Genomic DNA, 25142 nt, shown 5'->3' on the forward strand with positions numbered 1-25142 from the left:
CGGCAGCGACCTGCGCCGCGAGGCGCAGATGCGTCCCGTTGGCGCGCGGTCTTGGTCTGCGGCCCGGCGCGCAATGGGAAGCGTCTCTCACTGCCTGCATGGTTGGCTTGCGGGGCGTTAAGGTTTCGTTTAAAAGTTGGGGCGGACCGCAGGGCACGGGGGCGTGCGGACACTTAGCAGTCCTTCTGGAGAGAGAAAGGATGAAGCGTCTGATTGGCTCCCCGCGGTCATGCCTGGCCGTGCAGTTGTCGTTGTGTCTGGTTCCCACACTCGCCTGGGCGCAACAGCCCGAGGCCGCCCCGAGTACGCGCACGCTCGACAGCGTGCAGGTCACCGGCACCCGCATCAAGACCGCAGAATTGCAGGGCCAGGTGCCGATCCAGACGCTCAACCGCGCCGACATCGAACGCACCGGCCTGACCTCGATCGGCGAGGTGCTGCAGGAACTCACCGCGTCGGGTTCGGCGCTCAACGCCAAATTCAATTCGTCCGGCAACTTCGGCTTCCCGCCCGATGGCGGCGGTGTGGGCGCCGGCTCGGCGCAGGTGGATCTGCGCCATCTCGGCTCCAAGCGCGTGCTGGTGCTGGTCGATGGCATCCGCTGGGTCAACGAGTCTTCGGCCTCCGGCGTGGGCTCGTCGACCGATCTCAACACCATTCCGCTGGCCATCGTGGAGCGGATCGAGGTACTCGAAGACGGCGCCTCGTCGCTGTACGGCTCGGATGCGATTGCCGGCGTGGTCAACATCATCACCCGGCGCAGCTTCGACGGTGCGCAGGTCACGCTCAACTACGGGCAGTACGGCAAGGGCGACGGCGCCAACCAGGGCATGGACCTGGCCTGGGGCACCAGTGGCGAGGATTTCAGCCTGTTTCTGGGCGCCAGCTACGTCAAGCAGGATCCGATCTACGCACGCGACCGCGCGCAGGCCCGCTTCCCGATCCCGGGCACCGGGCTGACCTTTGCCAGCTCGGCAACGCCCGATGGTCGCTTCCAATTCGTCGACCCCAACACCGGCGTGCGCCAGAACCTCACGCCCAACGCCGGCGTCGGCACGCCGCAATACGATGGCAGCGCCGGCTGTACGCGCAGCGACGACTACCACTGCTTCGGCACCGCAGACCGCTACAACTTTGCAGAACAGAACCTGTTGCTGACACCGTCCGAGCGCAAGGGCGTGTTCGCGCAATTCCGCTATTACTTCAACGACGACGTGCAGTGGTACGTCAAGGCGCTGGGCAACCGGCGCGAGTCGACCAACCAGGCGGCGCCCGAGCCGATCTTTCTCGGCCCCGATGCCGGCACCGGCAATCCGCTGGCCGACAACATCGTGATTTCCGCGCTCAATCCGTTCAATCCGTTCGGCTTCGAGCTGAACTCGGCTACCAACCTGATCCAGATCGGTCGCCGCCCGGTGGAGGGCGGGGCGCGCCGTTTCGAGCAGCAGGTCGACACGCAATACTTCGGCACCGGTCTGGTGGGCACCTTCGAAGGTGCGGCGCGCACCTGGTTCTGGGACATCAACGGCATGTACAGCAAGAACAAGGCCGAACAGACCAACTACGGCAGCTACAACCTCTACAACATCAACCTTGGCCTGGGCGATCCGGCCGCGTGCGCGGCGGTGGCCGGCTGCGTGCCACTGGATATCTTCAGCGGCGCCGGCAGCATCACGCCGGAGATGTTGCGCTGGATCCAGCCGGTAGTGCGCGACCGCAGCCAGAACGAGTTGAGCCTGTTCACCGCCAATCTGAGCAGCGAGCTGTTCCAGCTGCCCGGTGGCGCGGTGTCGTTCGCCACCGGCTACGAATACCGCAAATACGAAGGGTCCTACCAACCCGATCCGCTCACCGTGGCGGGGCGCTACAACGGCGTGCCGTCGTTGCCGACGTCAGGCAGCTACGACGTCAACGAGGCCTATCTCGAGCTCAATATCCCGATCTTCGCCAATTCGTCGTTGGGCGACAAACTCGACCTGAATATCGCCGGTCGTTATTCGGATTACTCCACTTTCGGTGGTGAGTTCACGCCAAAGTACGGCTTGCGTTGGCAGGTCACCGATGAGCTGGTGCTGCGCACCAGTTATGCAGAGGGCTTCCGTGCGCCGACCATCGGCGAGCTGTTCGGTTCGGCCGCGCGCGCCGATCTGCAGCTGTCCGATCCATGCTCGATCGGGTTGGGCGGCACCGCGCCGCGCGGCAGCGCCGCGAACTGCGCATCGCTCGGCGTACCGGCCGGCTATCAACAGGCCAACCAGCAGATCTCGGTCACCACCGGCGGCAACGAGCAACTGGATCCGGAACGTTCGCGCAGCTTCAGTGCCGGCTTTGTGTTCAGTCCTGGCTTTGCCAGCAATGCCAGCTGGTCCGACCGCCTCGACCTGGAGATGACGTTCTATCGCCATCATGTCGATGGCGCGATCCAGGCGATCAATGCGCAAACCCAGCTGGATCTGTGCGTGGATACCCTGGACGCGCTGTATTGCAATGGCATCGGGCGCGCCTCCACCGGCGGCATCAATGCGTTCAACAACCGGTTGACCAATCTGGGTTCGATCAAGACCGACGGTTGGGATGTAGACCTGTTCTGGACGATGCCGGAAACCGGGTTGGGGCGATTCAAATTGTCCTGGCAGAACACCTTTGTGGGCCGCTACGAGGCGCTCGGTGCGGCAGGGCAGCGCCAGCCGCAGGGGCCGGGCATCGAAGTGGTGGACAGCGCGATCCCCGAGTGGACCAGCAACGCGGTACTGGACTGGTCGCTGGGCAACTGGACCGCATCCTGGACGGCGCGCCACATCTCCAAACTCACCGAGCAATGCGGCGATGCAGTGGAATTTGCGGTGTGTTCCGATCCTGCAGTAGGCACCAATCGCCTGGATGCGATCACCTACCACGATGCACAGCTGGGTTATCGCGTCGATTGGCTCAAGGGGCTGCAGCTCACGGCCGGCTTGAACAACGTCTTCGACAAGGACCCGCCGCTCTGCCTGTCGTGCTCACTCAATGGCTACGACGCCTCTACCTACGACATCCCCGGTGGACGCTTCTGGTATGCGCGGGTCGACTTGAAGTTTTAGTCCATCAGGCCGGGTCGGGCGTAAAGCGGAGAGCGGCTGATCTGCGGCTTGGCTGCAGGGCCCTTGCCCGCCCACCCTCGCGGGACACGCCGCAAGTACGTCCCTGTAGGCTCTTACGCGGCATCCATGCCGCGTAAGGTCCCGCGACGGTGAACGGGCAGGGACCCGTCGAGTTGGTCGGTGTGTATGGCTGCAAGCAATGCATGGCGTGCGTTTTTCGGTAATGACGCATCTGATCAGCTTCGCAACGCAACGAGATCAGAACACGGTCTTTTAGCAAGCAACATGCAAATTTTCTGGTGCGGTGTGCTTACCGATTGCGGGACCGTGTGGCGGCATGGATGCCGCCGCCGAGCCTACAAGGACGTATTTGCAGCGTATCCTGCGAGCGCTGAGGGCACCGCGCACTCGACCCAGGGTAGCGCACTGCGTTTTCTAGCATCACCCGCGCACAGGCGCATCGCCGGCCACGTAGTAGTCGGCGGTGCTGCGCGGCAGTGGCGTGCGGCCACGCATGCGGTCGGCGATCTTCTCGGCGATCATGATGGTGGTGGCGTTGAGGTTGCCGGTGATGATGCGCGGCATGATCGAGGCATCGATCACCCGCAGGCCCTCCATGCCGTGTACGCGGCCCTGTCCGTCGACCACCGCCATGTCATCGGTGCCCATCGCGCAGGAGCAGGACGGGTGATACGCCGTCTCTGCGCGTGCGCGCACGAAGGCATCCAGCTCGGCATCGGTCTTGCAGTCCGCGCTCGGGCTGATTTCACGGCCACGATAGGCATCCAGTGCGGGCTGGGCGATGATCTCGCGAGTGATGCGGATCGCATCGCGAAATTCCTGCCAGTCCTGATCGGTGGACTGGTAGTTGAACAGGATCGACGGATGCTGGCGCGGGTCGCGCGACTTGGCATGCACGCGCCCGCGGCTGGGGGTGCGCATCGAACCCACATGCGCCTGGAAGCCGTGTTCCTTCACCGCATTGCTGCCGTTGTAATTGATCGCCACCGGCAGGAAGTGATACTGGATGTTGGGCCAGTCGAATTCTTCGCGCGTGCGGATGAAGCCGCCGGCCTCGAACTGGTTGCTGGCCCCGGTGCCGGTGCCGGCGAACAACCACTGCGCGCCGATGGCGGGTTGATTCCACCATTGCAGCGCCGGATACAACGACACCGGCTTGGTGCAGGCGTACTGGATGTAGACCTCCAGGTGGTCCTGCAGGTTCTGGCCAACGCCGGGCAGGTCGTGCACTAGTTGCACGTCGAGTGCGCGCAATAGATCGGGCGCGCCGACACCGGAGCGTTGCAGCAGCTGCGGCGAGGCAATCGCGCCAGCACACACCAGCACTTCGCGGCGCGCATGCGCGTCGATGCCCTCGCTGCTGTTGCCGACCAGGTAATGCACGCCGATCGCGCGCTTGCCGGCAAACAGGATGCGGTCGGTGGTGGCGTGGGTGACGATGTGCAGGCCATCGCGCGGACGTGCCATATCCAGATAGCCACGCGCGGTGCTTGCGCGGCGCCCCTGCGGCGTCACCGTGCGGTCCATTGGCCCGAAGCCTTCCTGCTGATAACCATTGAGATCGTCGGTGCGCGGGTAACCGGCCTGCACGCCGGCGTCGACCATGGCATGGAACAGCACGTTGTTGTCGTTCTTCGGCGTGGCCACGCTGACCGGGCCTTCGCCGCCGTGATAATCGTTGGCGCCTATGTCGCGCGTCTCGGCCTTGCGGAAGTACGGCAACACGTCGCGGTAGCTCCAGTCTTCCAGGCCCGGCCGCTTGGCCCAATGATCGAAATCCAGCGCATTGCCGCGGATGTAGCACATGCCGTTGATCAGGGACGAGCCGCCCAATCCCTTGCCGCGCCCGCATTCCATGCGTCGGTTGTCCATATGCGGCTCCGGCTCGGTCTCGTAGGCCCAGTTGTAGCGACGACCCTGCAACGGGAATGCCAGCGCCGCCGGCATCTGGGTGCGGAAATCCAGCCGATAATCCGGTCCGCCGGCCTCCAGCAGCAACACGCTGACGCCCGGATCTTCGGTCAGGCGCGCGGCCAGCACGTTGCCTGCCGAGCCGGCGCCGATGATGATGTAGTCGTATTCGCGTTGCATGGGGTTCTCCTTGTTGCGGTGCCGATGTGAAGCGGCTTTCAAGACGATTGCATGGGCGGCTGTCGGTATTCGACATGACAGCGACCGAAACGGCAGCACGATCTACAGGCTTCAGCTCGCGCAGCTCGCCGGTATCGCCGGCGACGGCCTGCCAGGTGGCGTCGGCCGGTCAAAACACCGACGCGTAGCGTTCCAGTTCGACCTGGATGGATTTGGTGCGGGTATAGGCCTGCAGCGTGGCCAGGCCGTTCTCGCGACCCACGCCGGATTGCTTGTAGCCGCCCACCGGCATCGCTGCCGGCGACTCGCCCCAGGTGTTGATCCAGCAGATGCCCGCCTGCAGGCGATGGATCAGGCGATGCGCGCGCGCCAGATCCGGTGTCACCACACCTGCGGCCAGGCCGTAGGTGGTGGCATTGGCGCGCGCGATCGCTTCGTCTTCGTCGTCGTAGGTGAGCAGGCTCAGCACCGGGCCGAAGATCTCCTCGCGCACGATGGTCATCACGTCGGTGCAGTCGCTGAAGATGGTCGGTGCGACATAGCAACCTTGTGCCAGCGCGCCATCGCGCAGACGTTCGCCACCGCACAGCAGGCGCGCACCCTCGGCCTTGCCCTGTTCGATGTAGTCCAGCACGCGCTGCATGTGCGCGGCGCTGACCAGCGGGCCGAAGGTGGTGCGCGCGTCCAGCGGGTCGCCGATGTGGATGCGTTGCACGCGTGCCAGCAGCCGCGCCTCGAAGGCGTTGCGCAGCGCGCGCGGCACGAACACGCGGGTGCCGTTGGTGCAGACCTGCCCGGAGCTGTAGAAGTTTGCCATCATCGCGATGTCGGCGGCCAGATCCAGGTCGGCGTCGGCGCAGACGATCAGGGGCGACTTGCCGCCCAGTTCCATGGTCACGTCCTTCAGCGACGAACTCGAGGCACTGGCCATCACCTTGCGCCCGGTCGCGGTGCCGCCAGTGAAGCTGATCTTTTCGATCTGCGGGTGTTCGGTGAGCGCGGTGCCCACGCTGGCGCCGTCGCCGGGCAGCACGTTGAACACGCCATCGGGCAGGCCGGCCTCGGTGAAGAGTTCGGCCAGCTTGAGTGCGGTCAGTGGTGTCACTTCGCTGGGCTTGAAGATCATTGCGTTGCCGGCTGCCAACGCGGGCGCGGCCTTCCACAGCGCGATCTGGATCGGGTAATTCCACGCGCCGATCGCGCCGACCACGCCGAGCGGCTCGTGCCGCGTGTAGAAGAAGCTGCCTTCGCGCAGCGGCACCTGTGCGCCCTGCAGCGCCTGCGCCACCCCGGCGTAGTACTCCAGCACGTCTGCGCCGGTGACGATGTCCACGCTGCGGGTTTCGCTCAGCGGCTTGCCGGTGTTGAGCGTTTCCAGCTCGGCCAGCGCATCGTTGCGCTCGCGCAGCAGCGCCACCGCACGCAGCAGGATGCGCGCGCGTTCCACCGCGGTCAGTGCCGCCCATTGCTGCTGGCCGGCCGTGGCGCTGTCGACCGCGGCATCCAGGTCGTCGGCACCGGCGTTGTGCACATTGGCCAGCACCTCGCCGGTGGCGGGGTTGACCACCTCGAAGGTGTGGCCGCCGCGGGCGGGAACGTAACGGCCGCCGATATACAGCAACTGGTCGGGAAAACGTGGCATGAAAAACCTCCTGTGGGGCGCACGCGGCAGCGGCGGCACCTCAGCGAGTGAGATGCAGGAACTGCAGGTGACGCTCGTATTGATCGATGATGTCGTTGATGATCTGCTCGCGGCTGTAACCGACCAGGTCGTAATCCTGGCTGCCTTCGTACAGATACACTTCGGCGCGGTAATAGCGTTGGTTGCGCAGGCGTTGCGCGGCGAAAGACGGCGTCAGGTAGCCGCGCATCACCACCTGGTAGCGGAAACCCTGCTGCTCGCCGTGGTCGACGCTGATTTCCATGTCGTCGTCGTCCAGCCGGCTGCTGACCTGCCAGCCTTCTTCCTGCAGCTGCGCGGTGACCGCTTCGATCGCCGGGCGTACCTGGTCGTGCATGAAGCGATAGACCTCATCGCGCGCCGGGAAATGCATCGCCTGGCCCAGGCGCTGACGCCAGCCGCGGTGATGCCGCGATTGCCCGATCAGCGGGCTGGGGCTGTAGAGCTGCGCACGCTTGCGTTGCGATTCTTCGCTGAGCGCGCGCGACAAGCCCCAGGCCATCAGCAACAACACCGCAGAGAACGGCAGCGAGGCCAGCACCACGGCCGATTTCAATGCGTCCATGCTGCCGGCCAGCAACAGGCCGCCGGTCACCACCGCGGTGAGCACGCCCCAGAACACGCGCAGCCAGCGCGGGCCATCGTCGTGCGGCTCGCCGCCGTGCGAGGACAGCGTGGACAACACCACCGTGCCGGAATCGGCGGAGGTGACGAAGAACACGAAGCTGATCGCCACCGTCACCGTAATCACCGTGCGGCTCCACGGGTAGCCCTGCAACAGCGAATACAGCACCGTCTGCGGCGCATCGATGGCCTGCTGCGCCAGCGCGCCCTGGCCGTGATGCAGCAGCTGGTCCAGCGCGCTGTTGCCGAAGATCGACAGCCACGCCAGGGTGAAACCGAGCGGTATCAGCAACACGCCGAGCACGAATTCGCGAATGGTGCGGCCGCGCGAAATGCGTGCGATGAACAGGCCCACGAACGGCGCCCAGCCGATCCACCACGCCCAGTAGAACACCGTCCAGTTGCCGAGCCAGTCACTGCGGCCGCCGTAGGCGTACACATCGAAACTCTTGTTGACCACACTGCCCAGGTAGTCGCCCAGGTTCTGGATCAGCGCGTTGAGCAGATACTGCGTGGGACCAGCGAACAGCATGAACAGCAGCAGCGCGATCGCCAGCAGCATGTTGATGTCCGACATCCAGCGCACGCCTTTCTCGACGCCGGACACCGCCACCACGATCGCCGCGCCCATCATCGCCACGATCAGCGCGACCTGCACCCAATGGGTATGCGGCACATCCATCAAGGTGCTCAAGCCGGCGTTGAGATGCAGCACGCCAAAGCCCATGTCCGCGCCCAGGCCGAACACGGTGGCCACGATGCCCAGCGCATCCACGGTGTAGCCGATCGGCCCGTTGATGCGCTTGCCGATCAGCGGATATAGCGCCGAGCGCAGGGCCAGCGGCAGGTTGTGGCGGAATGCGAAATACGCCAGCGCCATCGCTGCCAGCGCAAACACGCCCCAGCCATGCAGTCCCCAATGCAGGAACAGCAGCTGCATCGCCTGCCGCGCGGAAGCTTCGCCGCTGCCGGTGCCGCCCTGCGGCGGTTGCAGATAATGGGTGAGCGGTTCGGAGACGCAAAAGAAGAACAGCGTGATGCTGATGCCCGCGGCGAACAACATGCCGGCCCAGGAGAGATAGCTGAATTCCGGTTCGTCGTGATCGGCGCCGAGCTTGATGTTGCCGTAGCTGGACAAGGCCACGCCAAGCACAAACACCAGATACACCGTCATCGCCAGCAGGTAGTACCAGCCGACATTGCGCGAGGCCCAGGTCTGCGCGTCCAGCAGCACGCGGCCCGCTTCGAGCGGAAACAACGACACCAACAACGCAAACGTACACACCACCGTGGCCGCCAGCACGAACACCGGGCGCAGGGTGCGCACCGGCAACAGCTGCGGCTCAACCGCACTCATGCCGACACACTCATATGACGCGTATCACGTGCTGTGCTCCCAACGAAAAACCGCCTGCGTTATCGCACAGGCGGTGTCGAGGGGGTGTCATCGGTCGAGTCCGCCAGTGCGAACCCGTAGCCACTTTGCGTGGTGGCTAACGCAGCAGCTGCAGTGGCACGCGGATATCCATGCCCACCGCAAGATGGTCGGAGAACGCGGCGGGAATCGCTTCGATATGCTCGATGGTGAGGCTGTCGCTGACCAGGATATGGTCGATCGCCCGGTCCGGACGCCAGCTCGGAAACGTATGCACTTCGCAGCTCGGCGGCTGCAACCGCGTGTGCCGGTACAGCGCCTGCATTTCCGGCCGGTCGGCCATGCAGTTGAAATCGCCCATCAACATCGCGTTGGGATGCTCGGACAACAATTCGGCGATAAAGGCCAGCTGCGCCATGCGCGAATTGGCGCCCAGCGACAGATGCGCCACCGCCACCGCCAGGCCTTCGCGCCCCTGCCCGAACTTGGCCAGCAGGATGCCGCGCCCACCGATCCGGCCGGGCAGGGCGTGGTCCTGCACTTCCAGCGGTTCCAGCTTGCTGAGCAAACCATTCGCGCTGGAGGCCACCCCGCCCATGCGGCGGTTGGGCTGGTGGCTCCAGTAATGGAAGCCGGCGCGCTCGGCCAGATAGTGGGTCTGGTTGGTAAAACCCGAGCGCAGGCTGCCCGGGTCGGCCTCCTGCAGGCCGACGATGTCGCGCTCGCCGGCCAGCTTGGCAATGCTGTCCAGGCTGGTGCGCTTGCTGCCCAGCGGCAACGCGTGCGACCAGCTGCGGGTAACGTAATCGCTGTAACGGCGGGTGCTGGAGCCGGCCTGGATATTGGCCGTCAGCACCCGCAGGGTGCGCGAATCCGAAGCGTTCACAGGGCGGCGATCGACAGGGTCACTTGGCCAGCGTGGCGCGTTCGCGCGCAATCAGGTGATCGGCGATGCGCAGCATGTCCGGGAAGCTCTGGCCCTTGACCAGGTACTTGCCGTTGACGATCAGCGACGGGGTGCCGGTGAGCTTGCTGCGGGTGGCGAACTGCTTGGCGCGGTTGGTCTTGGCCGACACGCCGAAGCTGCTCATGGTGTCGATGAAGGTCTTCTGGTCCACGCCGTACTTGGCGTAGAACGCGGCGATGTCCTGCACCGAATCCTTGCCGCGCTCGCCCTTGAGGGTCTGCTCGGTGTGGATGGCCTTGTACAGCGCTTCGTGGGTCTTTTCCTGCACGCCCAGGGTTTCGGCGGCGTAGAACGCACGGCCGTAGTCGTCCCACGGGCCGCCGAACATCGCCGGCACGTAGACAAAGTGCACGTCCGACGGCAAGCCGGCCTTCCACGGCCCGATCAGCGGCTGGAACGCGTTGCAGGCGGGGCAGACATAGCCGAAGACCTCGGCCACTTCGATCTTGCCGGCGGCCTGCTGGTACGGCTGGCCGCCTTCGATATCCAGATAGTCGGTGCCGGCGACCGGCTCGGGGCCGTTCGGCGCGCGCGGTGCGGCGCTGGGGGCGGCGGCCGGCGGGGTGCTGGCGCTCTCGCCAACTGCAGGCGGTGCGGCGGGATCGGCGGCCGGCGTGGCAGCGGCCGGAGCAGGTGCCGTTTCGGCAGCCGGCGTGGTGGCGGCAGGTGCGGTGTCGGACGAGCCGTCCTGGGCCTTGCAGGCGACCAGGATCGGCAGCAGCGCCATCAGCGTCAGGGCGAAGCGGGTCTTCATCGGATTGGATCTCCAGCGTGGGGCGAGGAAAGGGCCGGACGGCCGCGGGGCGCATGATGCCACGGGCGGCCGTCGGTGGCGGTTACGCGGTTCAGCGCTTGGCAGGCGCAGCGTGTTCGCGGGCGATCAGGTAGTCGGCCACGCGCAGCATGTCCGGGTAGTTGCGCGCGCCGATCAGATAGCGCCCGTTGACGATGATCGCCGGGGTGCCGGGCAGCTTGCTGCGCTTGGCGAACTCGCGCGCGGCATCGAGCCTGGCGTCGACCGCCTGGCTCTTGTAGGTCTCGATGAAGCGCTGCTGCGGCACGCCGTAGCCGGCGTAGAAGGCGGCCAGTTCCTCCGGGGCGACGTTCTGGGTCGGCACGGTCTGCTTTTCGTGGATCGCCTCGAACATGGCGCGATGGCTGCGCTTGGCCACGCCCAGGACATCGGCGGCGAAGTAGGCACGCGCGAAGGCATCCCAGAACCCGCCGAAGGCCGCCGGCACCGGGGTGAAGCGCACATACGACGGCTGCTTGGCCACCCAGGCCTCCAGGGTTGGCTCGAAGTGCGCGCAGTGCGGGCAGGTGTAGCCGAACACCTCGACCACTTCCACCTTGCCGGCCAGCGGCGCGTACGGCTGGCCGCCGTCGATGACGATGTAGTCGTCGCCCTCGACCGGCGGGGCGTTCTTGTCGGCGGCACAGGCCGCCAGCGGCATCAACAGCAACAACAGCAGGGACAGGCGGGAAAGCAGATTCATGCAGGCTCCGTGGGGGTGGGAAGGGGGAGGGCGGGAAACGACGACGCCGGTCGCGGGACCGGCGTCGTGACACGCTGTGGCGGTTGCGGCGGTCAGCTCATGAGCGTGCGGGCGTTGCTGCGGGCAGTTGCGCGGCGGCGGCATCGTCGGCGCGGTCGTGCAGACCCTGCAGATAGCTGGCCAGCGCCTGGATCTCCTGCTCGGTCAGCGGGTGCGCCACCTGCGCCATGATATTGAACAGCGCCGGGTTGCGCTCCTGGGTGGTGCCGGCCTGGTATTCCTTCAGGCGCCGCGCCACGTACTCGGCATGCTGGCCGCCCAGGCGCGGATACGCCGGGCCCGGATTGCCGCTGCCGGACGGGCCATGGCAGGCCATGCAGGCCGGCACGCCGCGCGCGACATCGCCACTGCGGTAGAGCTTCTCGCCGACTTGGTAGAACTTCAGGCCCTGGTACGGCCCCTCGTTGACCACCGCATCGTCGGCCACCCCGGCAGCGGCTTTTTGCGTGGCGAAGTAGGCGCCCAGGTCGCGCATGTCCTGCGCGGTGAGGTCCTTGACGAACGGCACCATCACCGCCGACATGCCGGTATTGCGCTCGCCGCTGGCGATCAAGGCGACCTGGTGCGCCACGTAGCGCTCGGTCTGTCCGGCGATGCGCGGGTACATGGCCACCGCCGGATTGCCGTCCGGGCCATGGCAGGCCGCGCAGGCGGCGGCCTTGGTCTGGCCGGCCTTGGCATCGCCCCAGGTGGTCTTGGACAGGTCCACCTCCAGCGGGGCAATGCGCACCGGCGGCGGATCGGGGATCGGCGTGACCGCCGACTGCGCAAACGCCACGGCGGCGATGACCGGCACGGCGAGGGCGGCGAGGACTAGCACACGAGCATGGCGCATCAGCTAAAGCTCCGTATGGACCCGGCCCGCGCGCGTTGGGTGCTGGCTGTGGCAGGCGTGCTTCGATTATCGACACGCCTTTGCGCCAGGGTCAACGAACAGTGCAGCAAAACCGTCAGGCCCCGAACGTGCGATCCTAGGGAGATGTCGCTCCTTATCGAACAAGCCCGCTACCACCTGTCCGCCCATAACGCCCGGCAATTGCCCGACGATGGCGGCTACGAGGTCGCCTTTGCCGGCCGCTCCAACGCCGGAAAATCCAGCGCGCTCAACGCGCTGACCCGCCAGAACGCACTGGCGCGCGTGTCCAAGACCCCCGGCCGCACTCAGCAGCTGGTGTTCTTCCAGATCCAGCCCGAGCGCTATCTGGTGGATCTGCCCGGTTACGGCTACGCCAAGGTGCCGCAGGACCTGCAGGCGCACTGGCAGGCCTTCATCGACCGCTATTTCCGCACCCGCGAAGCCCTGCGCGGGCTGGTGGTGGTGATGGACATCCGCCATCCGCTCAAGGATTACGACCTGCAGATGCTCGGCTATGCGGCCGAGCGCGGCCTGCCCGCGCACGGTTTGCTGACCAAGGCCGACAAGCTCGGCCGTGGCCAGCAGATGCAGACGCTGCAGAAGGTCAAGAAGGAAGTGACCTCGCGCTTTGGCGACAGCGTGACCGTGCAGACCTATTCCGGCGAGTCGCGCCAGGGCGTGGACGAGTTGCGCGGCATCGTCGGCGGCTGGCTGGGCCTGGACGTCGCGGCGCCTGCCGCGGAGTGAGCCGGGCCGGGCCTGGCGCATGACGCCTGGCCTTCAGACCATCAGGACGGCGAGCCAGGGCTCGCCGATTTCATTGCGGCACCGCGCCGAATTCGGTCGGCACCCAGGCGAACGCCTGGCCCTCGCGGCGCACATGACCCAGCCCCGGGAACGGCAGATGCGCGCCGGCCACCCACCAGCGGCCGTCGGCGGCCTGCGCCAGCAGACGACGCCGTGAGGCGATCGCCTTGCTGCGGTCGCTGTCGGCCTCGAACGAGGCGTCCGGCCGGGCAAACTGCACCGCGTGGTAATGCAGCACATCGCCCCACACCAGCACCGTGTTGCCGGTGCCACCGTCGAAGCGGTACGAGACATGGCCGGGCGTGTGGCCCTGGCTGTCCAGCGCGCTGATGCCGGCCGGCAATGCGCTGATGCCGGGCTGGAAGCGGCGCAGCCGACCCTGGGCCTGATACGGCGCCACCGCTGCGCGTGCCAGCGGGAAGGCGAACTGCAGCGTCGGCGCGGCACCGGCCTCCGAGGCCGGGTCCAGCCAGTACGCGGCGTCGGCCTCGGACAGCCACACCGTGGCGTTGGGAAAGGCCGGCCTGCCCTGCGCATCGAGCAGCCCGCACAGGTGGTCCGGATGCGCGTGGGTGAGCAGCACATCGTCGATCTGGGCGGGGTCGTAACCGGCGGCGCGCAGGTTGCTCAGCACCTGACCCAGGCCGGGCCCCAGGCACTGCGCGGTGCCGGTATCGACCAGGCTGAGGTGGCTGCCGTCCTGGATCAGATAGGCGTTGACTGCCGTCTGCAGCCCCTTGCCGTCTTCGGGCACGTAGCCCTGCGCGAGCAGGCGGTCGCGCTCTGCCGGGGCCACGTTGGACAGCTGTTGCCGCGTCAACGCCACGCTGCCGTCGAACAAGGCGGTGACGCGCAGCGTGCCGATGCGCTGCAGGTAGAAGCCGGGGACCTGTGCGTGGGTGGATGCGGGCGCAGCGGCGTGCGCCAGCGTGGCGCTTGCGGCGAGCAACAGCGGCGCCAGCGAACGCAGGGCGGAAAAAACAGACATGGGCAACTCCAGGACAGGCGGCAAGCGCCGCGGTGTCGCCATGCTGGCGGCGGCGACCTGCGCGATTCGCTCATTGCGCTGCGCGAAGCGCTCGCGTCGGCGATCTAGCGGCTATTGCCGATGCTGGCCGGGTCCAGCCCGTAGCGCTGCTGGAAGCGCTGACTGAAGCTGCGGGTAGAGCGATAGCCGGCACGCGCGGCCACGGTCTTGAGCGGCCAGCGCGTGCTGTAGAGCAAGGCCATGGCGTGCGCCAGCCGCGCGTCGGTGATCAATTCGCGCAGCGAGCGGTGTTCGGCAGCCAGATGCCGGCGCAAGGTGGCGCCGCTGATGCCCAGGCTGTCTTCGATATCGCGCGAGCGCCACGCCCGCTGCGGTTGCGCGGTGATCAGCGTACGCACCTGCTCGGCAACGCTTGGCGCCGGCGGCAACAACAGGCCGCCGTGGCCGCGGCGGCAGAGGGTGACGACCAGTGCGGCCAGCGCCAGGCGTGCTTCGGTATACAGTCCGTGCTGCAGGGCATCGCGCCATTGCCGCAGCGTCAGCGCGAAATCGATCGCCGGCAGTTGTGCGATGTCGGCGCCGGCCTCGGGCAGCGGCTCGTTCCACAATGCGCGTGCAGCGGCCAGCGCCTCTTCGCAGAGGGGGACCACCACGCTCAGGTAGAGCCCGGTCTGCGGGTCGGGCGTGTTGATCACATCGATCCGGCAACGGCGCGTCACCAGGAACAGGTCGCCCGGCACGAACTGCAGCGATTGGGTCGCGCTGCGCACCTGCTTGCGGCCCTGCAACACAATTGCGAACTGCGCCTGGGTCAGATCTACCGAGCGCGCCCCGTGTTCGCGCCGCGCACTCACGCAGGCAAACCCCTCGGCGCGCTCGCAGTGCAGCAGGCTGGCCATCTGCGCGAGCAGGGCGTCGGTGGGTGTGGGCGCAACGGTCATGGCCGGGCGATGCTACAGGATCGCGGCTGCGCGGCTGCGGACGATCAAACGCCGTGCATCCGCGCCTGCGGGAAGTTGCGGGTGTCCAGTTTCAGCCTGGACGGTTGCGACCCACTGCGCCTCCGTCACGCCCGGCCTCGGCTACCGCGGCCACGCCGTGCGCATGGATGGAAATCTCAGACCCGGCCGATGGCAGCAATTCTTTCCATGCCCTGCGGTTATAGTGCGGGCCTTGCGGTGGCAGGGGAGGACCCCCACATCGTTCCCCTAAATTTTCCTGCGAGCCTGCCCTTGTCGAGTCCCAGCCACGTTGCCGAAACGCCGATCACCGAACGCGCGGAGCTGGTCCAGGTGCTGGCCTCCGGCGAGAAGCCCAGCGCTGACTGGCGGATCGGCACCGAGCACGAAAAGTTCGGCTTCCAGCTCGACGACCTGCGCGCGCCCACGTTCGAAGGCGAGCGCGGCATCCAGGCGCTGCTGACCGGGTTGACCCGCTTCGGCTGGGAGCCGGTGCAGGAAAATGGCCACACCATCGCGCTGCTGCGCGACGGCGCCTCGGTGACGCTGGAGCCGGCCGGCCAGCTGGAACTGTCGGGTGCGGCGGTGGAAACCCTGCATCACACCTGCGTGGAAACCGGCACCCATCTGGACGAAGTGGCGCAGGTGGCCGGTGAGTTGCAGCTGGGGTTCCTGGGCATGGGCTTCCAGCCCAAGTGGCGCCGCGATGAAATGCCGTGGATGCCCAAGGGCCGCTACCAGATCATGAAGAACTACATGCCCAAGGTCGGCTCGCTCGGCCTGGACATGATGACCCGCACCTGCACGGTGCAGGTCAACCTGGATTACGCCACCGAAGCGGACATGGTGAAGAAGTTCCGCGTGTCGCTGGCGTTGCAGCCGATCGCCACCGCGTTGTTCGCCGATTCGCCGTTCACCGAAGGCAAGCCGAACGGCTACCTGAGCTACCGCTCGCACATCTGGACCGATACCGACGCCGACCGCACCGGCATGCTGGACTTCGTGTTCGAGGACGGCTTCGGCTACGAGCGCTATGTCGATTACCTGCTCGATGTGCCGATGTATTTCTCCTACCGCGACGGTGTCTATGTCGATGCCAGTGGGCAGAGCTTCCGCGACTTCATGCAGGGCAAGTTGCCGGCATTGCCGGGTGCGTTGCCGACGCTGCGCGACTGGTCGGACCACATGACCACCGCATTCCCGGAAGTGCGCCTCAAGAAGTACCTGGAAATGCGCGGCGCCGACGCCGGCCCGTGGGACCGCCTGTGCGCGCTGTCGGCGTTCTGGGTGGGGTTGCTGTACGACGACACCGCGCTGGATGCGGCCTGGGATCTGGTCAAGGATTTCAGCACCACCGAGCGCCACGCGCTGCGCGACGGCGTGCCCAAGCATGCGCTCGGCCTGCCGTTCCGCAATGGCACGGTGCGCGACCTAGCGGTGGAAGCGGTCAAGATCGCCCGCGAGGGCCTGCGTCGGCGTGCGCGCCTGAATGCCGATGGTCAGGACGAAACCGGCTTTGTGGATGTGATCGCCGAGATCGCCGAGAGCGGTGTTACCGCCGCCGAGCGCAAGCTGGCGCTGTATCACGGTGCATGGAATGGCGACATCGATCGCGTGTTCCGCGAGTTTGCGTATTGAGCGCTTGCTGATCGCAGCAGTGGTCGCGCGCGGCTGATCGATCGCGCGGATCGTCGTGTGCAGGCGTGAATTCCCGGATACGCGCCGGTCTGCACCCCCGAGCTTGCGGGCGAGAGAACGTACTCCAACCCGGCCCTAGCGCCGCTCCGGCATGCACGGCAGGCGCACCGTCACCCGCAGGCCGCCACCTGTTGCACGGTTGTCCAGGCGCAGGTCGCCGCCATGCGCCAGCACGATGCTGTGCGCCACCGACAAACCCAGCCCGATGCCGCCGGTGTCGCGATTGCGCGAGGACTCGCCACGCACGAACGGCAACAGCAGCTGTTCGCGCTGGGTCGGGTCGATGCCGGGGCCGTCGTCGTCGATCCACAGCACGCCCTCTTCGCCGTCGCGCTGCAGTTGCAGGCGCGCGCGCTTGCCGTATTTCAGCGCGTTCTCCAGCAGGTTCATCACTGCGCGCCGCAAGGCCAGCGGGTCGCCATCCAGGGTGATCGCCGGGCCGGGCAGCAGTTCGGCATCGGCGCCGATGTCGGTGGCGTTGTCGACCACGCTTTCCACCAGCAGGCGCAGGTCCAGCGGCGCGCGCTTGCCGCGGTGGCGATCGTTCTGGATGAAGTCCAGCGCGGCGGAAATCATCGCCTTCATCTCGTCGATGTCGGCCAGCGCCTTGTCGCGCAACGGCGGCTGCAGGCCGTCCAGGCGGAACGACAGGCGCGCCAGCGGCGTGCGCAGGTCGTGCGCGATCGCCGCCACCATGTGGGTGCGTTCGTTGATCAGGCGGTTCAGGCGGGCCTGCATCGCATTGAACGAATCGGCCGCGCGCACGATCTCCGGCGGGCCGCTGCGTTGCAATGCGGCAGCATCCGGGTTGCGGCCCAGCCGGTCGGCGGCTTCGGCAAAGCGCTTGATCGGCGCCGACAGCGCGCGCGAGAACCACCACGCCAGCGGCACGTTGGCCAGCAGGCCGGCCAGGAACAGCAGCACCACATGGGTCTTGAACTCGGCCGACAGCCGCCGCGGTGGCGATTCGACCGTGCGCCAGCGGCCATCGGGCTGTTGCAGCGCGGCGGTGAAGCCGTCCAGCAAGGGCACGCCCGGGGTCAGGCGCTCGCTTTCCCAGGCGCCGGGGCTGTCGTCCGGACGCAGTCCATTGCCGAACGGCGGGGCACCGGGGGGGCGCTCGTGCGGCCAGTCGCCTGGCGCCGGCGGCGAGCGCTGCAAGGCCTCGTGGCGATTGCCGGCGTAACTGGCATCGCCATCATCGGCCCCGAATGCCTGCGATTGGCCGGGCATGCGCGGCGGTGGGGACATGCCGATGCGCGGGCCCTGACGATCGTCGGCGCTGCGGTAGAAGCGCACGCGCTGCTCGGGGACATCCAGCCAATGGGCCAGCAGCATTTCGGCGAACCCGTCGCGCACCTGGCCTGCCGGCGGCAGCGGGGCCTGGGCCGATTCGTGCACCGTCAGGGTCTGGGTGCCGGCCGGCATGCGCGTGGACAGCAGCGCCACCACCTCCGGCGGATGCACCGGCGGCTCGTAGACCGGGGTGCGCATCACCAGCAGGGCGATGCCGATGACCTGGGCGGTGAGCAGTGCCACCGCCAGCAGCACGAAGGTACGGGCAAAGATCGACAGCCCGCGACGTGCCGGTTTGCTCACAGACGCGAAACGCCCGGCAGCAGCATGTAGCCCTCGTTGCGCACGGTGCGGATCAACTCGGTATGCACGCGCTCGTTGATCTTGCGGCGCAGGCGGCTGATCTGGCTGTCGATGGCGCGGTCATAGACGTCGGTATCGCGGCCACGGGCGTAGTCCAGCAACTGGTCGCGGCTGAGCACCCGCTGCGGATGCTCGACGAAGGTACGCAGCAGCGCGAACTCACCGTCGGACAGGTTGATGAAGATGCCGGTGGGGTCACGCAGGTCGCGCCGCACCACGTCCAGCCGCCAACCGGCGAACTCGTAGACATTGCCACGGTGGTCGGCCTGCTCGCTGCTGGCCTGGCTGCGGCGCAGCAGGGCGCGTACCCGCGCCAGCAGTTCGCGCGGATTGCAGGGTTTGGCCAGGTAATCGTCGGCGCCCACTTCCAGGCCGATGATGCGGTCGGTGTCGTTGCCCAGCGCGCTGAGCATGATGACCGCAGGTGAACCGCGCTCGCTGGCCAGCGCCCGCGCCGCGCTCAGGCCGTCTTCTCCAGGCATCATCACGTCGAGTACGATGAGGTCCGGGCGGCGCTGGGCGATGCTCTTGCGCATCTCCGCCACGTTTTCGGCAACGTCCACCTGGTAGCCGTGGGCGCTGAGGAACTCGCCGATCAGCTTGCGCAGGTCCGGGTCGTCGTCGACCACAAGAACGCAGGGTTGTTGCATGTCCATGGAGATCATCGTCGGTGGCGCGGAGCTTGGCCCGCGCAGGGTGGTGGCGACCGGGTACATGGTGCTCGCAGTTGCAGGGCTGGAGCACGCATCATAATGATTGAATTTGTCAACCTTTGGCACACGTGTGACGCAACATGACAGAACGGGACATCGCGCAGGAAACCGGGCCATCGACACTGTGCCGCAGCAATGGCGAGTGTACGCATGACAAGGCGTTTCCGATGATGCGGGTGATCAGCCGCGACAACGGCGTGGGCCTGACCCGGGACATGGTGCTGATGGCGCAGACGCTGCGTGCCGGCGGCATACCGGTGCAGGAAGTGGGCTTCACCAGTCAGCGGCTGCACGACACCGCACGCGAAGCCCGTCTGTGGGCCAGTCGCGCGCTGTTCGGGCGGGTGCCGGTGCAGATCTTTTCCGAGCGCGTGTATGCGCGCTGCCTGCCGCTGGGCCAGACCAACCTGCTGGTGCCCAATCCGGAATGGTTGCTGCCCAAGTGGCTGCCGCGGCTGCCGCAGTTCGACGCGGTGTTGTGCAAGACCCATCACGCGGAGCGGATTTTCCGCAGTCTGGGCTGCACCACGCGGTTCATCGGCTTCACCAGCCCGGATCGCTACGACGCACAGGTCGTGCGTCAGCGTGCGTTCTTCCATCTGGCCGGGCGCAGCACCGCCAAGGGCACCCGTGTGCTGCTGGAGACCTGGCAGCGGCATCCGGAATGGCCGCTGCTGACGGTGGTGCAGAATCCGCGCACGGCCGGCAAGCCGGTGGTGTCGCCGAACATCGACCACCGCGTCCGTTATCTCGACGACGCCGAACTGCGCCGCCTGCAGAACGCGCACCTGTTCCATCTGTGCCCATCCGAGGCCGAAGGCTTCGGGCATTACCTGATGGAAGCGCTGAGCGTGGGCGCGGTGACGCTGGCCACCGACGGTGAGCCGATGAACGAACTGGTCAGGCCCGAGCACGGCGTGCTGATTCCGGTGGCCGAGGTGCACCAGCGGCGTCTGGCGTCGTACTACTTCGTGGACGCGGCGGGCATTGCGCAGGCGGTGGAAACCGCGCTGGCCTTGTCGCAGGCGCAGCTGGATCAGCTGTCTGCCAACGCGCGGGCGTTCTACCAGGCCAACGATGCCGCGTTCGCCGCGCGCTTCCGCAATGCGGTGTTGGCGTCGTTGCCGGCAGATGCGGCGGAGGTCACCACGGACGTGGCCCAGGCGGTCGTCGAAAATTGATGCGTTAGCCCCTGGCTTGGCCGGGTCACCGCTCTGACAAAGCCCTGCGTGTTGGATGCAGCACGGTGCTGGCGTGGTCCCAGGTCTTGCACGCTGCATGACGGCGCACGCCAGCGATCGGCGCGCAGCGGCAAATGCACGACATATCGCGATGCAACGCTCTCCCTGACCAAGCGGGTACAGCCCGCCATTGCCATGTGCGTGCGGTAAGCGCATGCGCCATCCAGCCAGGGAGATTGACGATGGTCCAGACACGTTCCACAGCCGTTGCCATCAGTGCAGTGCTCGCAGTGATCGGCCTGGGCGGCTGCGCCAGTTTCTGCGGCGCACCTTCCGGCGGGCCACCGCCGCCGCCCGCGCCACCACAGGCACAGCGTGGTCCGCCAGCACCACCGCCACCGAGTGCGAGCGATCTGGCCGCGATGCAGGCCTGTGCTCAAGAGCAGGGAGTGGCCTTGCCCCCGCCAGTTGCGGCCACGCCGCATCCCGATGCGCCCACGCAGGGCATGGACCGCAGTGCGTTTGAGCGCTGTCTGGCCAGCAACGGCGTGCGGCGGCCAATGCCGTTGCCCGGCGGGCCCTGGCGCGACGGCCCGGCGCCAGATCGCCCGCACGGGCCTGGCGAACCACATGGTCCGCCACCCCACGATCCCGACTTCGACGCCGCGTTGCAGGCCTGTGCCACCGCGCAAGGCATCGCGTTGCCTGCGCCTGACGCGTCGCCCCTTGGCCCGCCTCCGCCCGCGCTGTCGCAATGCCTGGAGGCCGAAGGTTTCGCGCCACTGCCGCGGCATGGCTGATCGTGCTGATCACGCCGCCCGTCGGTTCTAGCTGCTGGCGGCGACGCTGCAGCTGGAGTGAGTTGCGCAGGAGCGGCGGTCGCCCTGCACGATGCATTGCGGGATCCGGACGAAGCGGACACTGGCCGCGCTTGGCGGCCTCTACCTGGATCCTCTGACAATCGCCAGGCAGTCGCGAGGCCGACTGAAGCGATTTTCCTCCGTGATGCTTCAGCCGGGTCCTATCCGTATGCCAGGCACTCGACGACACTCTGCAGTGTCGAGCACGCTACTGACAAGCTCTTCGCCATCGATTGCGCACTGTGTGGGCTCACCCGGTACGAATGATCGACGACGATGCGCGCAGGCAAGAGCCGGCCACGATGAGTGCCGTGCCCGACGACACCATGCAGGACAACGCGGCGCTGCGGGACGAGCTTTCCGGCATGCGTCGCCTGCATGCCCTGCAGGTCAGCCTGGCGGCACAGGCCGATGCGCGCATCGCGCTGCAGGAGATCACCCGCTTGCCTGTGCCTTCGCGCGTACCGACTGCGGCTGCGTGCAACTGGTCAGTGCACACAACAGCGAGATGGAGCTGCGTGTCTATCGCGGACATGACGAACGCAGCGCATTCGTCCAGCAGTTCCTGAAGGACGGCTTCCAGGCGACCTGCGACACCGTGCGGCGCGAACGTCGGCAGTTGGTGATCGAGGACATCGAAACCTTCACCCCGTTGAAGGGAACGCCCGATTATGAGGCCGCGCTGTGCAGCGGCATCCGTGCTGCCCAGTTCACTCCGTTGTTCAATCGTGCCGGTGGCCTGCTGGGATTGCTCGGGACCCAGTTCACGGTGCCGTATCGGCCTGCGGAGCACGAACTCAGATTGCTCGAACTGCTCGCATGGACGGCTGCCGACTACATCGAGCGCCATCGCGGCGAGCTGGCCTTGCGCATGAGCGAGTCGCGGCTGGCCGCGCTGTCGGCGGCAAGTTCCGAGGTGCATTACCGCATGAGCGCCGACTGGGACGAGATGCACCAGCTGACCGCCGGCGCACGCACTGCCGATGCGATGGCGACCAGCCGTTCCTGGATCATGGATTACATCCCTGCAGAGGATCAGGCGCTGGTGCGGAGCAGGATCGATGCAGGGATCCGCGCGCGCAGCGCGATCGTGTTCGAGCACCGGGTGCGACGCGCCGATGGCAGCATTGCGTGGATGGCGACCAAGGCGGTACCGGCACTGGATGCGGACGGGCGCATCACCGAGTGGTTCGGTGCCGGCGCCGACGTTACCGCGCGCAAGCAGGCCGAGGAACATCTACGCGAAAGCGAGGCGCGGCTGACCTATGTGCTCGATCAGGTTCCGATCGGAATCGGCCTGTTCGATACGCAAGGCCGCTTCACCTACCGTAATCCACAACTGCGTGAGCAGCTGGCAGAGCGGGTGCCCTCGCGCGAGTCATTGCAGGAGCAACCGTGGGCCGGGGTCGACCAGCAGGGGCGGGCGGTTGCGATCGAGGAATTTCCCTGCGCCCGTGCGCTGCGTGGCGAAGATGCGACCATGCCGGTGGATTTCCTCGATCCCCGTGACACTGCGCAGCGCTGGTTGCGCATCACCGCGGTGGCGCTGCGCGAAGAGGATGGTGTGACCGGTGGCGTTGCGGTGGTGCAGGACGTCACGGTGCAGCGCCAGGTGCAGACGGAAGTGGGCGCGCTTGCCGAGCGCAATCGCGACATCCTCGAAAGTATTTCCGACGCCTTCTATGGCGTCGACGCGCAGGGGCGCTTCACCTACATCAACCAGAAAGCCGAGCTGCTGTGGGGGCGTTCGCGCGACCAACTGCTGGGAAACCTGCTGTGGGAGCAGTTTCCCGACTCGATCGGGTCGCTTCCGTATCAGGCGCATGTGCGCGCGGCACAGACACGCCAGGTGGTCAGACTGGAAGCCTTGTCGCCGGCGTTGGGGTACTGGGTGGATATCAGCATCTATCCCACCAACGATGGCGGCATGTCGGTGTACTTCCGCGACATCTCCGACAAGAAACGCGCCGACGCGCGGCTGCGTGCCAGCGAAGAACGCTTCCGCACCGCATTGACGATCGAAACCGTCGGTGCGACCTACTTCGACATGGGCGGCCGCCTCACCGATGCCAACGACACCTTCCTGAAAATGAGCGGCTACAGCCGTGCCGACGTGGAAGCGGGCACGCTCTCCTGGCAGGCGCTGACCCCACCCGAAGCCAGGGACCTGTGCGAGCGGGCGTTCGAGGAACTCAGGACCAAGGGCAGTGCCACACCGTATGAGCGCCAATACCTGTGCAAGGACGGAACCCGGCGCTGGGCCCTGTTTGCGTCCAAGCGCTTGCCCGACGGCACCGGCTTCGAGTTCGTGCTCGACATCACCGACCGCAAGCTCACCGAAGCGGCGCTGCGCGAGGTGCAGGACCGCAATGCCTTCCTGTTGAAACTCTCCGACGCGCTGCGGCCGCTGTCCGATCCGGCTGCGATCCAGGGCGAGGCCGCGCGCGTGCTGGGCGAGCATCTGGCCGCCGGCCGCGCCTACTACGTCGAGGTGGATGCCAGGGCGCAGCAGTACGTGGTCGAGCGCGACTGGCATCAGCCTGATGAAACCAGTCATGCACGTCGTTTCGCGTTGACCGACTGGCCGATGCCCTGGCTGCTCGACGCGCAGACCTGGGTGGTGCGCGATGCCGCCACCGATCGCGCATTGCCCGACGATCAGCGCGCGGCCTATCTGGGCAACCAGATCGCTGCGCTGATCGTAGTGCCGCTGATCAGGGGCGGCCAGGTGGTGGCGACCTTCGTGGTCAATCAACGCAGCGCACGCAACTGGAATGCCGCCGAGATCCGTCTGGCAGAGGAAACAGCCGAGCGCACCGGGGCGGCGCTGGAGCGTGCGCGTGCACAGGGCGCGCTGCTCGAAAGCGAGGAGCGCTACCGGGTGATCCTGGAGAGCGCGCTCGACTACGCAATCTTTACCACCGATACGCGCGGACACATCCAGACCTGGCCGCCGGGTGCGGAGGCGGTGTTCGGCTGGACCGCGGAAGAGGCGATCGGCCAACACATCGCGATGACCTTCGTTGCCGAAGATCGCCTGACCGGCGTGCCGCAGCGCGAGATCGAGCAGGCGCATTACACAGGCGGCGCGCCGAATGTGCGCTGGCATCGGTGCAAGGATGGCCGGCACGTCTTCATCGAAGGCGCAACGCGGCCGCTGCGCAATGGCAGCGCCGAGCCGCTGGGCTATCTCAAGATCGGCCAGGACGTGACCCGACGACGGCAGTGGGAAGATCGCCAGCAGGTGTTGCTGGCCGAGTTGCAGCACCGCACGCGTAATCTGATGGGTGTGGTGCGTGTGGTCTTCAATCGCACGCAGCGCAGCAGCAAGACCATCGCCGAGCTGGCGCTGATCTACAACGATCGCCTGGATGCCCTGGCGCGCGTGCAGGGCCTGCTGTCGCGCCTGAACGAGGGCGATCGCATTCTGTTCGATGAATTGATCCAGGTCGAGCTGTCGGCCATGGGCGCGATCGATGCGCAAGGCCAAGGCGACCGCGTGACACTGGACGGCCCCGCCGGCGTGCGTCTGCGCTCCAGCACCGTGCAGACCTTTGCGCTGGCCCTGCATGAGCTGGCGACCAATGCCAACAAGTACGGCGCGCTTGCACAGGCCGGCGGCCAGTTGCGGGTGCGCTGGCGCCTGCTGGGTACCGCCAAGGGCACCCGCCTGCATATCGAGTGGAGCGAGACCGGTGTGCATATGCCGGCGCCTGGCGAAGCGGCGCAGGGCTCCGGCTATGGGCGCGAGCTGATCGAACGTGCGTTGCCGTACCAACTGCAGGCCGAGACGACTTACGCGCTGGGGCCGGACGGCGTGCGCTGCACCATCGAGCTGCCGGTATCGCAGAGCATGCGTCTGGACAGCGACGACAGCTGACGGGCGCGTGTTGCGCCTGCAAACGCCCGCCAATGGCGTGCTGCAGTGCGACGGAGGCGGCCGGCGGGCCGAATCTGCCGCCATGCAGCAGCAAGGGGCGAGGAGCTGCGGACGCCTGGATGGACCTTCAACGCCATGGCTGGCGT

18 protein-coding genes are annotated in these 25142 nt (G+C 66.8%); 7 read left to right on the forward strand and 11 right to left on the reverse strand.

All coding sequences use genetic code 11. The features are described from left to right. Window positions 1-200: 200 nt before the first annotated feature. Entirely contained in the window at window positions 201-3080 is a 2880-nt protein-coding gene (locus tag DGN21_RS03635; protein ID WP_184551426.1) for a TonB-dependent receptor, read from the forward strand. A gap of 441 nt (window positions 3081-3521) precedes the next feature. Here the strand turns inward: DGN21_RS03635 and betA are convergent, their stop codons facing one another. From betA to DGN21_RS03670, 7 genes are all read right to left on the reverse strand, one after another. Continuing rightward, complete coding sequence (gene betA, locus DGN21_RS03640) at window positions 3522-5192, reverse strand: choline dehydrogenase (RefSeq protein WP_039512248.1); 1671 nt, start codon at window positions 5190-5192, stop codon at window positions 3522-3524. Window positions 5193-5361: 169 nt separating this feature from the next. Continuing rightward, the gene (betB, locus tag DGN21_RS03645) at window positions 5362-6834 is read right to left on the reverse strand and encodes a betaine-aldehyde dehydrogenase (protein ID WP_104553707.1); all 1473 of its coding nucleotides are present in this window, start codon (window positions 6832-6834) and stop codon (window positions 5362-5364) included. A 40-nt stretch (window positions 6835-6874) separates the two neighbouring features. Then, window positions 6875-8854: a choline BCCT transporter BetT gene (betT, locus tag DGN21_RS03650; RefSeq protein ID WP_046344267.1), complete on the reverse strand. Its 1980-nt coding sequence runs from the start codon at window positions 8852-8854 to the stop codon at window positions 6875-6877. A gap of 136 nt (window positions 8855-8990) precedes the next feature. Next, on the reverse strand, window positions 8991-9728 hold the full coding sequence (locus DGN21_RS03655) for an endonuclease/exonuclease/phosphatase family protein (RefSeq protein ID WP_024940789.1): 738 nt from the start codon (window positions 9726-9728) through the stop codon (window positions 8991-8993). Between the two features lie 49 nt (window positions 9729-9777). Then, window positions 9778-10593, reverse strand: coding sequence for a thiol:disulfide interchange protein DsbA/DsbL (locus DGN21_RS03660; RefSeq protein ID WP_016902612.1), 816 nt, complete (start codon window positions 10591-10593; stop codon window positions 9778-9780). A 91-nt stretch (window positions 10594-10684) separates the two neighbouring features. Then, entirely contained in the window at window positions 10685-11335 is a 651-nt protein-coding gene (locus DGN21_RS03665; protein ID WP_160955284.1) for a thiol:disulfide interchange protein DsbA/DsbL, read from the reverse strand. Window positions 11336-11432: 97 nt separating this feature from the next. Then, the gene (locus DGN21_RS03670; protein ID WP_024939455.1) at window positions 11433-12230 is read right to left on the reverse strand and encodes a c-type cytochrome; all 798 of its coding nucleotides are present in this window, start codon (window positions 12228-12230) and stop codon (window positions 11433-11435) included. Window positions 12231-12374: 144 nt separating this feature from the next. Between DGN21_RS03670 and yihA the strand changes: the two genes are divergently transcribed. Next, complete coding sequence (gene yihA / locus DGN21_RS03675; protein WP_024939454.1) at window positions 12375-12998, forward strand: ribosome biogenesis GTP-binding protein YihA/YsxC; 624 nt, start codon at window positions 12375-12377, stop codon at window positions 12996-12998. 70 nt (window positions 12999-13068) lie between these two features. Here yihA and DGN21_RS03680 read toward each other — a convergent pair whose 3' ends face one another. Together DGN21_RS03680 and DGN21_RS03685 are read right to left on the reverse strand one after the other, a co-directional pair. Then, entirely contained in the window at window positions 13069-14046 is a 978-nt protein-coding gene (locus tag DGN21_RS03680; protein ID WP_160954916.1) for an MBL fold metallo-hydrolase, read from the reverse strand. A gap of 104 nt (window positions 14047-14150) precedes the next feature. Further along, window positions 14151-14987 (reverse strand): helix-turn-helix transcriptional regulator, encoded by an 837-nt coding sequence (locus DGN21_RS03685; protein WP_102254812.1) that lies wholly within the window; start codon window positions 14985-14987, stop codon window positions 14151-14153. 291 nt (window positions 14988-15278) lie between these two features. Here DGN21_RS03685 and DGN21_RS03690 point away from each other — a divergent pair, with 291 nt between their 5' ends. Further along, window positions 15279-16643, forward strand: a complete 1365-nt coding sequence (locus DGN21_RS03690; RefSeq protein ID WP_160954915.1) for a glutamate--cysteine ligase — start codon at window positions 15279-15281, stop codon at window positions 16641-16643. 135 nt (window positions 16644-16778) lie between these two features. Here the strand turns inward: DGN21_RS03690 and DGN21_RS03695 are convergent, their stop codons facing one another. After that, window positions 16779-18302, reverse strand: a complete 1524-nt coding sequence (locus DGN21_RS03695; protein WP_104608531.1) for an ATP-binding protein — start codon at window positions 18300-18302, stop codon at window positions 16779-16781. Further along, entirely contained in the window at window positions 18299-19018 is a 720-nt protein-coding gene (locus DGN21_RS03700; protein ID WP_087962308.1) for a response regulator transcription factor, read from the reverse strand. The genes DGN21_RS03695 and DGN21_RS03700 overlap by 4 nt, the downstream gene beginning before the upstream one ends. Window positions 19019-19155: 137 nt before the next feature. Here DGN21_RS03700 and DGN21_RS03705 point away from each other — a divergent pair, with 137 nt between their 5' ends. The 4 genes from DGN21_RS03705 (at window position 19156) to DGN21_RS03710 (ending at window position 24996) form a co-directional block, all read left to right on the forward strand. Next, window positions 19156-20256, forward strand: a complete 1101-nt coding sequence (locus DGN21_RS03705) for a glycosyltransferase (RefSeq protein WP_126965286.1) — start codon at window positions 19156-19158, stop codon at window positions 20254-20256. A gap of 506 nt (window positions 20257-20762) precedes the next feature. Continuing rightward, the gene (locus DGN21_RS20140; protein ID WP_126965329.1) at window positions 20763-21056 is read left to right on the forward strand and encodes a hypothetical protein; all 294 of its coding nucleotides are present in this window, start codon (window positions 20763-20765) and stop codon (window positions 21054-21056) included. A gap of 323 nt (window positions 21057-21379) precedes the next feature. Continuing rightward, window positions 21380-21685, forward strand: a complete 306-nt coding sequence (locus DGN21_RS20145; RefSeq protein WP_237474936.1) for a hypothetical protein — start codon at window positions 21380-21382, stop codon at window positions 21683-21685. Next, the gene (locus DGN21_RS03710) at window positions 21625-24996 is read left to right on the forward strand and encodes a PAS domain S-box protein (protein ID WP_252374687.1); all 3372 of its coding nucleotides are present in this window, start codon (window positions 21625-21627) and stop codon (window positions 24994-24996) included. Before DGN21_RS20145 ends, DGN21_RS03710 begins: the two co-directional genes overlap by 61 nt. Window positions 24997-25142 lie beyond the last annotated feature (146 nt).

It is taken from the genome of Xanthomonas sp. MLO165, from assembly GCF_018831305.1.
GTDB classification, from domain to species: Bacteria; Pseudomonadota; Gammaproteobacteria; order Xanthomonadales; family Xanthomonadaceae; genus Xanthomonas; species Xanthomonas arboricola.

What these genes read in the sequence shown, in the direction of transcription:
- DGN21_RS03705 (WP_126965286.1), top strand. Translation starts at nt 19,156, where the DNA reads ATGACAGAACGGGACATCGCGCAGGAAACCGGGCCATCGACACTGTGC.
- betT (WP_046344267.1), bottom strand. Translation starts at nt 8,854, where the DNA reads ATGAGTGCGGTTGAGCCGCAGCTGTTGCCGGTGCGCACCCTGCGCCCG.
- DGN21_RS20140 (WP_126965329.1), top strand. Translation starts at nt 20,763, where the DNA reads ATGGACCGCAGTGCGTTTGAGCGCTGTCTGGCCAGCAACGGCGTGCGG.
- DGN21_RS03660 (WP_016902612.1), bottom strand. Translation starts at nt 10,593, where the DNA reads ATGAAGACCCGCTTCGCCCTGACGCTGATGGCGCTGCTGCCGATCCTG.
- DGN21_RS03685 (WP_102254812.1), bottom strand. Translation starts at nt 14,987, where the DNA reads ATGACCGTTGCGCCCACACCCACCGACGCCCTGCTCGCGCAGATGGCC.
- DGN21_RS03665 (WP_160955284.1), bottom strand. Translation starts at nt 11,335, where the DNA reads ATGAATCTGCTTTCCCGCCTGTCCCTGCTGTTGTTGCTGTTGATGCCG.
- DGN21_RS03700 (WP_087962308.1), bottom strand. Translation starts at nt 19,018, where the DNA reads ATGGACATGCAACAACCCTGCGTTCTTGTGGTCGACGACGACCCGGAC.
- DGN21_RS03680 (WP_160954916.1), bottom strand. Translation starts at nt 14,046, where the DNA reads ATGTCTGTTTTTTCCGCCCTGCGTTCGCTGGCGCCGCTGTTGCTCGCC.
- DGN21_RS03635 (WP_184551426.1), top strand. Translation starts at nt 201, where the DNA reads ATGAAGCGTCTGATTGGCTCCCCGCGGTCATGCCTGGCCGTGCAGTTG.
- DGN21_RS03710 (WP_252374687.1), top strand. Translation starts at nt 21,625, where the DNA reads ATGGAGCTGCGTGTCTATCGCGGACATGACGAACGCAGCGCATTCGTC.
- DGN21_RS03670 (WP_024939455.1), bottom strand. Translation starts at nt 12,230, where the DNA reads ATGCGCCATGCTCGTGTGCTAGTCCTCGCCGCCCTCGCCGTGCCGGTC.
- betB (WP_104553707.1), bottom strand. Translation starts at nt 6,834, where the DNA reads ATGCCACGTTTTCCCGACCAGTTGCTGTATATCGGCGGCCGTTACGTT.
- yihA (WP_024939454.1), top strand. Translation starts at nt 12,375, where the DNA reads ATGTCGCTCCTTATCGAACAAGCCCGCTACCACCTGTCCGCCCATAAC.
- DGN21_RS20145 (WP_237474936.1), top strand. Translation starts at nt 21,380, where the DNA reads ATGATCGACGACGATGCGCGCAGGCAAGAGCCGGCCACGATGAGTGCC.
- betA (WP_039512248.1), bottom strand. Translation starts at nt 5,192, where the DNA reads ATGCAACGCGAATACGACTACATCATCATCGGCGCCGGCTCGGCAGGC.